Source organism: Maribacter algarum (ex Zhang et al. 2020) (genome assembly GCF_005885635.1).
Lineage (GTDB): Bacteria > Bacteroidota > Bacteroidia > Flavobacteriales > Flavobacteriaceae > Maribacter_C > Maribacter_C algarum.
This window is the reverse complement of the sequence record NZ_VATY01000003.1, coordinates 332601-344353: the sequence shown is the minus strand read 5'-3', so window position 1 is coordinate 344353 and position 11753 is coordinate 332601. Positions and strand designations below refer to the sequence as shown.

Annotated in this window: 10 protein-coding genes; 1 reads left to right on the top strand and 9 read right to left on the bottom strand. The window is 38.0% G+C overall.

Features of this window, described 5'->3' with window-relative positions; genetic code table 11:
- The first annotated feature begins 123 nt into the window (after positions 1 to 123).
- A complete protein-coding gene (locus FEE95_RS15155; protein ID WP_138658844.1) occupies positions 124 to 1446 on the top strand; it encodes a GntP family permease in 1323 nt (440 codons plus the stop codon).
- A 51-nt stretch (positions 1447 to 1497) separates the two neighbouring features.
- On the opposite strand, the gene FEE95_RS15150 is transcribed toward FEE95_RS15155, so the two are convergent.
- From FEE95_RS15150 to FEE95_RS15110, 9 genes are all read right to left on the bottom strand, one after another.
- Entirely contained in the window at positions 1498 to 3564 is a 2067-nt protein-coding gene (locus tag FEE95_RS15150; protein WP_171037059.1) for a T9SS type A sorting domain-containing protein, read from the bottom strand.
- A 434-nt stretch (positions 3565 to 3998) separates the two neighbouring features.
- Positions 3999 to 4442: a J domain-containing protein gene (locus FEE95_RS15145; protein WP_171037058.1), complete on the bottom strand. Its 444-nt coding sequence runs from the start codon at positions 4440 to 4442 to the stop codon at positions 3999 to 4001.
- Between the two features lie 4 nt (positions 4443 to 4446).
- Positions 4447 to 4854, bottom strand: a complete 408-nt coding sequence (locus FEE95_RS15140) for a hypothetical protein (protein WP_138658841.1) — start codon at positions 4852 to 4854, stop codon at positions 4447 to 4449.
- A 10-nt stretch (positions 4855 to 4864) separates the two neighbouring features.
- Positions 4865 to 6670, bottom strand: coding sequence for a Xaa-Pro dipeptidyl-peptidase (locus FEE95_RS15135; RefSeq protein ID WP_138659203.1), 1806 nt, complete (start codon positions 6668 to 6670; stop codon positions 4865 to 4867).
- A gap of 78 nt (positions 6671 to 6748) precedes the next feature.
- Positions 6749 to 7105 carry a bleomycin resistance protein gene (locus tag FEE95_RS15130; protein WP_138658840.1) on the bottom strand — a complete coding sequence of 119 codons (357 nt, stop codon included), beginning with the start codon at positions 7103 to 7105 and terminating at the stop codon, positions 6749 to 6751.
- 131 nt (positions 7106 to 7236) lie between these two features.
- Positions 7237 to 7818, bottom strand: coding sequence for a hypothetical protein (locus FEE95_RS15125; protein WP_138658839.1), 582 nt, complete (start codon positions 7816 to 7818; stop codon positions 7237 to 7239).
- Between the two features lie 63 nt (positions 7819 to 7881).
- A complete protein-coding gene (locus FEE95_RS15120) occupies positions 7882 to 8340 on the bottom strand; it encodes a hypothetical protein (protein ID WP_138658838.1) in 459 nt (152 codons plus the stop codon).
- 154 nt (positions 8341 to 8494) lie between these two features.
- The gene (locus FEE95_RS15115; protein ID WP_138658837.1) at positions 8495 to 8983 is read right to left on the bottom strand and encodes a hypothetical protein; all 489 of its coding nucleotides are present in this window, start codon (positions 8981 to 8983) and stop codon (positions 8495 to 8497) included.
- Positions 8984 to 9128: 145 nt separating this feature from the next.
- On the bottom strand, positions 9129 to 11582 hold the full coding sequence (locus FEE95_RS15110) for a M14 family metallopeptidase (RefSeq protein WP_138658836.1): 2454 nt from the start codon (positions 11580 to 11582) through the stop codon (positions 9129 to 9131).
- Positions 11583 to 11753 lie beyond the last annotated feature (171 nt).

Genomic DNA, 11753 nt, shown 5'->3' with positions numbered 1-11753 from the left:
AGGACGTTTATAAGCTCGTAAAGTATTAAGACATATGCTTTTGATAATTACTCATATGTAAAAGGATCGTGCTATATTAATTCTTAATTTTAGTGTTTAGACCAACCCTTCAAACTTAACACTATGATTTTTCTTATCGGATTACTGATTTCCATTGCTCTTATTGTAGTTGGTATTGTACGTTTTAAAATTCATCCTTTTTTCGTGCTGCTTTTTGCAGCCATGCTTTATGGATTCATTACTGGAATGAATGTTACTCAAATCATCTCAGCCGTCAACGACGGTTTTGGGAGTATTATGGGCAAAATCGGACTAATTATTTTCTTTGGTGTGGTCATCGGAACGATTTTGGAAAAATCAGGTGGCGCAATGGTCATCGCCACAAGACTAATCAAACTTATCGGGGAGAAGTCGATTCATTTGGCAATGATGTTGACTGGCTACCTCTTGTCTATTCCCGTTTTTGCTGATAGCGCGTTTATCATAATGAATTCTTTGAACAAGGCACTTTCTGACAAGGCCAAAGTTGCCTATGCCGGAACGACCGCGGCATTAGCTCTAGGATTAACCGCCACTCACGTCATGGTACCCCCGACTCCGGGCCCCATAGCTGCCGCCGGAATTTTAGGGGCTGAATTGGGTAATGTTATCATTTGGGGACTAATCATCAGTTCACTATCCCTTATACCCAGCTATTTTTTTGCCACAAAGATTGCGGCTAAGGTCAAAGTGCCAATCATTATGGAGACTTCAGGCGATTCGTTACACAAACCAAAACTTTCTTTGTCGCTGTTGGCGATATTGGTTCCGATAGTTTTGATTGTGGTAAAATCGGTTTTCGATTATCCGGAATTGAATTTATCAACCTCTTCGGTTTATCCAGTTATTCAGTTCTTTGGGAGTCCGGTAATTGCTCTTTTAGTCGGTGTATTATTAACCTTGTTTTTACCGAAGAAATTGGATGAAAACGTATTCTCTGCAACAGGATGGTTTGGCGATGCAGTCCGCATTGCCGCACCTATTATTCTAATTACGGGTGCTGGCGGAATTTTCGGGGCTATGCTCCAAAATTCAGGAATGGCTGATTTTATCAAAGACTATTTTTCAGGAATGTCCATCGGACTTTTCCTTCCTTTTCTTTTAGCAGCTTGCTTAAAAACAGCGCAAGGGTCATCAACAGTGGCTTTGATTACTACAGCTTCAATCGTGGCACCAATGATGCCTGCCCTAGGTTTAGAAGATGCATTTATGAAAACGATGACCGTATTGGCTATTGGTGCTGGTTCAACAGTAGTCTCTCATGCCAACGATAGTTTCTTTTGGGTGCTGACCCAACTCACAGGCATGGATGTCAAGCAAGGAAATCAAGTACAAACCATGGGAACATTGGTACTTGGGCTGTCGGCGATGTTGTTGATTTTTTTTACTACGCAGGTTTTGAGTTAACGTTTTTTTTAAAAGCCTTTGCCATGTAATAGCGCCTTTGCTGGTAAATAATTACTTCAAAATTAATTTATATGTTTTAGCTTCATTCGCTGTAAAGACTTTCACAAAATAAAGTCCCGAACTTTCATTTAACATGATTTTTTGTGATGTGGTATTAAAGCTCTGTTTCTCGTAAATAATTTTCCCTTTAGCATCAAAAATACGGATGCTTACATTTTCCGTTGTTTTTAAATCTATATTTAATAATCCTTCAGTAGGGTTCGGGTAAATCTCTATTAACCTATCTTCCTCACTTTCTATATCTTCAACTTCATCGATGTTTACATCTTCTTCTTCACTTTCTATGGTTTCACTTTCCTCCTCTACTTCCTCTTCCTCCTCAATTTCCTCTTCATTCACAACTTCTTCTTCCTCTTCGATTTCTTCTTCTTCTTCTTCTTCTTCTTCCTCCTCGATTTCTTCTTCTTCTTCTTCGACATCTGACAGATTCCCTACTGTTATAGTAATTTTCTCAGATGTAGCTAGATATTCTTCTGTTGCATAGGTATATGCCATTATTTCTGCCTCACCTTCATTTAAAATTTGAATGTTACCCGTCTTATCAACGCTTATGTTATTTCCTGAAACTAGTTTATAAACAATTTCTGAATCTGAGTTTGTGGTTGCAGTAAGTTGAAAATTAGTAATACCCGTCTCAATATTAGTATCTTCAAAATTATTGACAAGAGCAGTGTTACGTGTGTCATTTAACTCATCCTGAGTTTCCAGAAATTTAATTGTACTGTGGATTATGTCCCATTGAAAATCATAAATAAAATTCTTTTGTCTTCCTGTTCGCATAAGATTGAATAGGTCATTCGATGCTTCTATACCAAGTGCATTGTTAGATGAGTAGTGGGATAATCCGAAATTATGCCCCAATTCGTGTGCTAAAGTCCCTCCAAGACTTTTATTAGTTCTGAACAAGTGGAAGGCCACCCATCCATATCTTGGTGGTGTAGCTTCTTGTCCAAAACCGAAAGATGAACCTCCACCATTCGATCCTCCAAAATAGCTATCCGTTTTATTATGACGTAATATAAAAAGATTAGAAAAATAAGAATTGGAATTTATTACTTGATCCGCAGCAGACAAGTATTCCTCTCTATTTAAAGTATAACTCCCTCCATCCCCATTTAAATCCCATTCGTACTCAATAATTCCCTGATCTGTAAAGTTAAGAGATACATTGGCCAAGTTATACATGTCGCTTACACGCTCTGTAATTGGAGTAAATGCCGTTTGAAAATCATGAGTCGACTCTCCGGGATATTTAATGTATTGGTAAGAAATAGGTACTATTCTTTTAGTTGTAATAGTTGTATTTAGATGACTAATGGTATCATTTTCATGAACGATATATACTAATGCTTTACCATCATCTAGACCCATCAATTCAATTTTATCATTTACTCCACTTTCTTGCTCTATAATTTCCACGCGTAGTGTTGAATCATTTGAAGAGCGGTATTCTAAATTTCCAGCAAGGGAAGAGTTGATACGTACATTTTCAGGTTCGAATTTGTTCAATAATTTGGTTGAAAAAAAATTGGAATATGTATCCAAATAGTACTTAGAATTCTCATCGCTTGCTACCGTAATGGAAGTGTTCGTATTTGTAGTTACACTTCCGTAAAGTTTCATCCATATATCACGATTACCTAGATTGGACGAACCTATGTCAGACTGAGTAGTTTTGAAACCAAACCAAGGACTGTCATAGTCGACCGGAGCTTCTATTTCTAAAACATAGTCCATACCCGCATCCAATTCTAGGTTGCCTGTAATGGTATATATTTTGGTTCCCTCTGGGGGATAGGCAAAACCTATTTCAACATCAATAAATTCAAAAGTGTAAGGTTGGGTATAAATAAGTGGTCCTATATTACCAATGGTACCTTCGTAAAAATTAATACGAAGTTGCCCAAAGTTTACCCCAGGACTTTTATTATCAGTATTTAGAAGCAGGTATTGAATCGCCGCTGAAGTAGCATTTACATCATCCATATTCATTCGAAATGATTGCTGTATTTTATTTGAAGATTGAAAATTATAGAGCTCCCCAAGTTCATTGGGCATATTAACAATATATTGAGAGTTGTAGGTGGTTTGGCCGCAGACCAAATTTGAAAGCAAAACAAATTTTAAAAGTATACTGGTTTTAAAAAATGTTTTTATTCTATAATTTTTAATTCTAAATCTTTTATTGAAAATCATTTCGCTTTTTTGGTTGAATTTTGGCTAATTGAATTGCATAAAGCACTAGTTTTTAACGAAGAAATGAGCACTATAGTATTGATAGTGAGTAAACAAGGAAAGGAAACGGACAAATTAAGTAGGGAAGGGTAGAACTTGCAAAAGTGGAATTTTGCCAAGGAGAGAGCTACAATTAACAAGCATGGATGTCAAGCAAGGAAATCAATTACAAAACATTGGGGCATTGGTGCTTGGGGTATCGGCTATGACATTAATTTTCTGTGCCATAGGGCTGGCAATTCGGGTAATCAGACTATTTAGAAATCAAAAATGGAGCTAATCAAAGCCCAAAGTGCCCTAAATGTGATTTCTATAAAAACGTCGACCAAAAAGCTAGATTTCCACCTGTTAGTTCTTCGTTTAAATTTTTTACCCGATTCTGATGCGAATTTTTCTCCTCTCTTTTTTCCTTTTTTCGCAGAGAAATTTATACTCGATTCCCTAGAATTTTGTTTTCTAGCGTTTCTCTTATAGGCCTCTTTTTTGATTTTTTCGTTATCGAGAAGCCGGTTGTATTGTTTTCTCTTTATAGGATTTCGTAAAACCTGATAGGCTTCATTTAGGTCAACGAATTGTTGCTGTGCATTTGGTGCCTTATTAATATCAGGATGGAGCGTCAGTGCTAATTTTCGAAAAACCCTTTTGATAGTTGCGGAGCTGTCCGATCTTTCAACAGTAAGTATTTTGTAGTAGTCCTTCAATTCCTTATAATTTGCCAGCTATTTTTCTACCAAGCCATGCCATAGGAAGGTAAGCCAGAACTATGTCCGCTATAGCAAACCAAGTAGGACCTGGTAACATATAGTTGACTGCAATTCCACCTAAAAGGAATAAACCACCAATAGCCCAAGCAAATTTCATTTTGTGGTTGGCTGCTATTCTATAAGCAAGAGCCGCACCAACTAGTGTTCCTAATGCATGGGCTAAAAAAGGAAAAATAAAGTATTTGAAATCCAATGTGGGCATGGCTTCGGCAAGTGCGTTCAAATCATTCGTGTCAACACCTGGTATGGGCATTACACTGCTCCCAATTCGTACAAGACCCATATTGATAAGGCTACCGCCAAACCAACCCAAAATGACGGCTAAGACATTTCTAAGTATTGGATTCATAGTTTTAGTTTTAATTTGTTATGGCTTTATTAAAGGCTTCTATACCTCCCACTAACGGCAAGGTAAGATTCGTTGCATCTAAGTCGATCCTAAGTTCGGTGCCAGGTTCGGGCCAAAGCGTGAACTCCTTATCACTTGAAAATATCATAAGTCCGATTTGTTGTCCTTTAGCGATGATTTGATCATCAGGCATTAAATCAAAATAAACTTCATAGAACTTTCCAGGAACCAAGGGTTCACTTTCGGTAAGCGATTTATGATTTTGAGGATCTGCCCAACCACGCGTGATAATGTTATCTGTAATCTTTGTTTTTCTTCCTTCATTCCATGGTAATGAAACTAACCAAACCGAAAGATTTGCCGCTGGTTTACTGCTGGAAAGCGTAACGGTAACTTTTGGTGTGCCAGATATATGAACTGCCTCCGATAATTTGGGTGTTACATATAGCAATCTATGATTCGTAATTTCTGCTTGAACCAATGAGCCGCCGGTAAAAGAATAATTGTCAACCAATTTTTCAGTGCCCTGACCTTTGGATTTCTCAGTGCTTAAACTTCCTTTCTCAGGAGCGCCCGGTTTTAGATAAAGCACCACGTCTGATGCTTCCGGATTGGGATAATCCGCATAGGCAGTAGGCTTTTCTCGTTCGTCATTTTCGCGTACAATCCATGCGCTCGAATCATTTTCCACTCCATTTTCAACTCCGTGCAAATACCTTGTAAACCATCTGTTCATTATTTTCATAGGCGGAGGTCCACCATGCCCATTTTGGTGATAATAAATTTGACTAGGCAATCCCTTATCTTTCGCGGCCTTATAAATTCGATAGCTATGTTCTGGCATTACGTTCCAGTCGTTAAATCCGTGAGACATCAATAAAGCTGCCTTCATCGGTTTCATATCATTTAAATAATCCCGTCCAGCCCAGAAATCATTATAATCGCCTGTTATTCTGTCCATGCCTTTTTTCATTTCTGTATCCCGCACTGTTGCATTGTTATAAGCGCGTTTTGATTCATCACCACTATGAATAAAATCGTAAAGCACAGTAATATCCTCTCCCAAATATCCGCCGGGAGATCTCACTAAGCCATTCGATCGGTAATAGTGATAATAGGAAGTGTTTGGAGCAATGGGAATAATGGCTTCAAGCCCATCAACCCCTGTTGTCGCTGCAGCTAAGGGAATCGTTCCATTATAAGAGGTCCCGGTCATACCTACTTTGCCCGTAGACCAAAATGCTTCCACCTTTTCGGTTCCCTCTAGGGAACTGTAACCCGGTACGCGACCGCATAACCAATCGATAACTGCCTTAGGAGCCAATGATTCATTATCTCCACCAACGGTTGGTGCGCCTTGTGAAAGTCCGGTTCCGGGTGATGAGGAGTGTACTACTATGTATCCTCTGGGTACCCAAGTTTTAATATGGGAATTTGAAATGATAGGCCTCTGGCCGGTTCGAACAACATCTGGGTGGGCATGTTCCTCTGGAAGCGTTCCTAATTCATGCTTCACATTCCAAAAAGCACCTTCAACATCAGGTGCCACGCCTGCAAAATACGGACTAGAAACATACACAATAGGTAATTTAAGTCCTTCAGATTCTGTTTGATGTGGTCTGGTAACGGAAACATGCATTCTATCTAGCTTGCCATCACCATCCGTGTCAAATTCTGCTTCAACCCATAAATCATGTCGAATCCATTTTTCGGGGTCTTCAAATCCAGGGATAATTTGTGCTTCTCCATTTTCAAAAATGGGAATGGACTTTTCTACGTTTTGCCCGTTTACAGAGATTGCCACAGTTAGTAGCATGGATAAAAAGAGAGCTGGCTTGAAAAAATATTTCACAGTGTCTTTTGTTTAGGTCTTGATTTTTTAGCTAGGTTTTTCCTAAATACTTTGTCCGAAAGTCAATAAGTTACTATCGGGATCAAGTACGGAAAACTCCTTTTGTCCCCAAGGTTTGGTTTCCAATGGTCCGTTGGGGTGAATGGCCGTTTTAGCGTCTACCAAGGATTGGTAAAAACTATCAATATTATCAGTTCTAATGTAAACCTGCCCATAATTCTCTTTGGGGTCAAGTTCTTTGAATTCAAAGAAGTGAATTTGAATTTGGTCTTTTTCCAACATCAAATAACCCTCATAGTCAGCACTTCCAAACTGTTTGAACCCCAATTTATTGATATAATATTCCCTGGTAACATTTTTGTCACGCATTGGTAATTTTGGATTGATGGCTGTTAGCATAATTATCCTCTAATTTAGATTTAAAATTCTTCTTATCAAATATTTAGAAGTTTCGATACTGCGATTCGTCCGAAGCTCCTAAATCTCGCGACACAAGCAAGCAATTTTGGCTATAATTGCGCACAGTATTTTTAGTATACCCAGCTTTTTAAATCCGCAACTTCAGTCCATTTTTCGTCCTTTTTTTTATATAAAATAACCGCTCCGGTGCTCCCGCCATTAACAAGTCCAATTAGCGCATAGTTACCAGATTTAGAATAAACAGGTCTCGATAGATAAAGAGGAAAACTTGGCCACATCACCTTCATTCTATTGTATTTGCGAATTTCCTTTATAATGGCTTTTTTTTCTTCCTTAGTTGTCCATTTGATTTTTTCAAGTCCGATTTTTGGCTTCACAAATTTATCAGGTTCAACTAGGATTTTATTAGGTATTTCCTTTTCCGTCCATTTAGTCAAATCGGGTTCAGAATCCATTGCCTTAGTAATCAATTCTTTTAGTTCGGTTGTATCATTTTTAGAAAAATCCGTTTCCAGGAACCCTAAGTAGCCATAAAACTCCCTAGCTTTAAATTTGTAGTTGTCTAAGTAGATTTTAACAGGTTCTTTAGCCACCAGATTTGACCTGTTTTTTGTAGCTGCTTGAAGTAAAGACTGGGAGTAAATTACAGCCGAAAACAAAAAGAATAATAGTAGTAAAAATGCTCTTTTCATAATTTGTACAACACTTAAGATAAAATGAGTTTTAATGCATTTTCAGATAGGGTTGGCATTTTTTTAATTTTTTATCAGCACTTTCGAGATATCCTTCCTTTCATACCAATGTTGAAACACGGTAATTGTTTCAATTGGTGATTCATTAGAGTAATAACTCAAAGTACTGGTTACAAATATTTTATCAGATGATAAACTGTCAATAGTTGAATTCTGAAGGCGGGTAGATAACTGATTTTCACCCTTTAATCGAATCAAATATTGTTTATTAAACCAATTGTTAAATCCAGTATCTTCCCTATGTTCATAGAATTTCATTTGTTGACCTTTTACATTGATTTGAATTGTATCAATTGCTTGTCCTTGAAATGATTCATTCCCAAAGTCTACGTGACAAAATTTTCCAACTAATGTGCTATCAAGATTATTCGGCTCATAGTATTTAATGTTTGAACCGTCCTGAGCTATTGCGCAAGACAAAATTAAGGTTCCGATTAGGGTTGATAGAATTTTTCTCTTCATTCAATACCAATTAATGCTAACAGTTGGGCTAAGGTTCGTTGCTGTAATTCGTCCGAAGGACAATCCAGCCGGACCTAAAGATAGCCTTTTGTGCGTGATTTCCGTTTAGGAAATCCGCAAGCAATGAATTTTAGGATTTGATGTAAAACGTTTTTTACTTAACGTTATATGTGTAGGGTTCAAAAATTTTGCCGTCAGGACTTTTTGGTAATAGTCCAAATCTCTGTAAACTTTCTATAAAATGAGTTTTGCATAACACATCTTTTAAGATTGCTTTTTTATCGCATTCTTCTCTTTTACAATCATTTTCGGAATCGACTAATTTATTTTTTTCAAAATACGATTCCATGGAAGCTGAAAAAATAACCAAGTCAGCAGGGGAGATAAAGGGTTCTAGGTTCCAATCTTCAATTTCTATTTCAGGAATTTTGAATAAATAATCCTTTCCTCCCCAATTCCAAGCGCTACTTAATTGCCACAATTGCTGACAAATTTCGCACACATATAAATGATGTCCCTTATCAGATTTGCTTTTAATTATAAGATGTTTTTTTATTTTTCTACTATCCTTAATTCGGATAGAAATTTCATCGCGAGTTAGTTTTAATGCTGAATATTTTTTACAAGTACACGATTTACTCATTTTCTATTAAGGACTATTTAAATGTTTTATAACAATTTGATAGCATCATTGATGCTATCAAATTTATTGGAGCCAAGATAATCAAACCTTTTGTTTGAATACATTTTACTAAATAAGCTGCATGTATTTTTTAAATCAGTATTATTTAATTCACCATAAAAAGAGCATTGGCGAAGAGTAGCTTTCCGTTTTCCCAAAAACCTCTGAATAAAGGGTTGTCGACCATATAGATGACACTTCCCCTGCCATGATTTTCAACACCGTAAACCAAGGTCTTGGCAATTTTTGCCTGGGCCTTGCTGCCGGCAAAACCTGAAACGGGCTTGTTTTGGCCTTCTTCTAAATACACCACATTACCATTGGTCAAATACTCGTAGGAATCATCACCAAGCTTTAGGGTGAAGTAACTACTGTCATAACCATAGGCAAGGGGGTGGGTATTGTCTACTTTTGTTTTGAAAATTGCGCCTGTAATGGCACTTTTGATACGCTCACGTTCTGAACCATCGAACGGGCGGACCGATTTAGTACTGTCTTTTTCTTGTTCTTTATAATCCACTGAAAAACCATCCTTGCCCGCAAGGGCTTTTATGGAACCATTCATGGCGATTAGTTTACCACCATTGCTGACCCATTCTTTTAGGTCCCTTAGTTTGTCTTTGGTCAGAAAGCCTTTGTAGCCCCATCCACCGGGTAAAATCAAAACGTCATATTCCGAGAAATCAACCCGATTCATATAATCGGCGTCGATTACAGCTACGGGATAATGCAATTGCTGTTCGAAAAAGTGCCAGATTTCCCCAAAACGGAGTGTTGATGCCGGTCCGCCTGAGAGTATGGCAACCTTGACATCATCGATTACCTGCACAAAACCTGAACCGAAATCTTTTCCACTATCTACAAAACCAGTCTGTGTTGCGGTTAAGATTTTTCCATGTTTTTTGGTAACCGCACTGAGTGTTTTTACAAAATCGGTGTTATTCTTATTATCTGATTTGGTAATGATGAGACTCCCTCGTTCGTGGCTTTTACCATTTATAGAAAAGGGCTTGTGTGAAAAGCGCACCCGAATTTTTTCTTGTAACAATTCCGCTAGAAAACGGGCATCGTTCATGCTGTTCCAATCGGTTATGTAGGCATAGGTATCCTCATCTATGGTCGCTCCAGGTGCTTTAGCCGACAAACTTGATGTCGTATTTACTTTTGCTTCCGAGGCGACTGCATCCAATCCATATGCATACGGTAAGGACCATGCGGTAATATCGTAGGTGACAGAGTCACTCAGTTTGGCACGGGGTTCAAACAAAACCTTTACCAAGGTACCTTTTGGCTGATCGGTATGCACGACCAGACTCTTTTCACTCATGCGTATACTTTTTGTTCTTCCTGTCGTATAGGAAAAACCTTTTGCGCTTCCCGATTTTCCCCAATTGTATTCGATATTGTGTTGTTGCAACAAGGCAGTTAATGCGTCTATTTTATCTTCATCGCCGTTCAATGCATAACTTTTGTATTTAAAAGTTTTATTGGTGTAAAACTTCTTAAACTCATCATTCAGTTTTTTTGCATTTTTCGAAGCGACTTCAACAGTGGAAAGTCCGGTTGTATGATGGTGGGCGATTCTATCTTTTAAAGTAAGCGTGTCACCAATGCCGGTTTTTATGCCAAGGCCAGCACGTCCGCTTCCGCCTTGCTCGTAGGTCATACCAATACCTCCGTTCATGGTTGGATAGGTATCTCCGTAGCTAGGATACAACAAATCAAAACGTTCTTTGGTAAAATAGAACCATCCATTTGCGTCGAAGTACTTCGCGTGGTTTTTCCCGATAGTTACTTGAAAATCTCTTTGAAAATCGGTGATAACTTCATGAAAAGGTTCCGCTGCAGGTGCAAAATAATACGGATTGTCAACACCCTGCTCATGAAAATCTACATGAACATGGGGCAACCACTTATTGAAAAATTTTAAACGCTGCTGACTTTCTATTTGAGTCAACCAGGCCCAATCACGATTCAAATCAAACATATAGTGATTAGCTCGGCCATTTAACCATCCTTCATGATGCTCTTTACTATTCGGGTCGACATTGTAAGGTGAATTTTTATTTTCATTGTACCAGTTTACATACCGGTCACGACCATCTGGATTGATACAGGGGTCTATCAATACGACAGTGTTTTCTAAATAGTCTGATTTGCTGGTCAGCAATTCATAAATGGTCTGCATTGAAGCTTCTGTACTTACACTTTCATTGCCATGTACATTGTAACTTAACCAAACAATAGCTTTTGATGTGTCGCCACCTCCATTCATATCTTTTAAATGTTCTTCACGTATGCTTTCTATATTCTGAATATTTTCCGCAGAACTAACATATGCAAGTAAAAGAGGCCGACGCTCATTGGTTTTGCCATATTCTTGTAATTGTACACGATCACTGGCAACTGATGCCAAATACTGGTAGTAATCGACAACCTCATGGTGACGTGTGAATTGGGTTCCAAGTTGGTATCCTAAGAACTCAGAAGGAGATTTCAGCTCTTGAGCGAAGGTGAGAACTGAACATAGGGCAATGCCTAGCAGTAGTAATTTTTTCATGAACAATAGTTTGATAGTGAGAAGAGAGAAAGATAAGGAATATTGGTTGCAACGGCATTCAAAAATCTTTGATTTGCATGCTTTTTAGGATGACTTACCATTGGTAATTAACGTATTTTTAGGAACTCTAAAATCAAGGAGTTTTATATTTACACGGAATTTTTAGTTTTC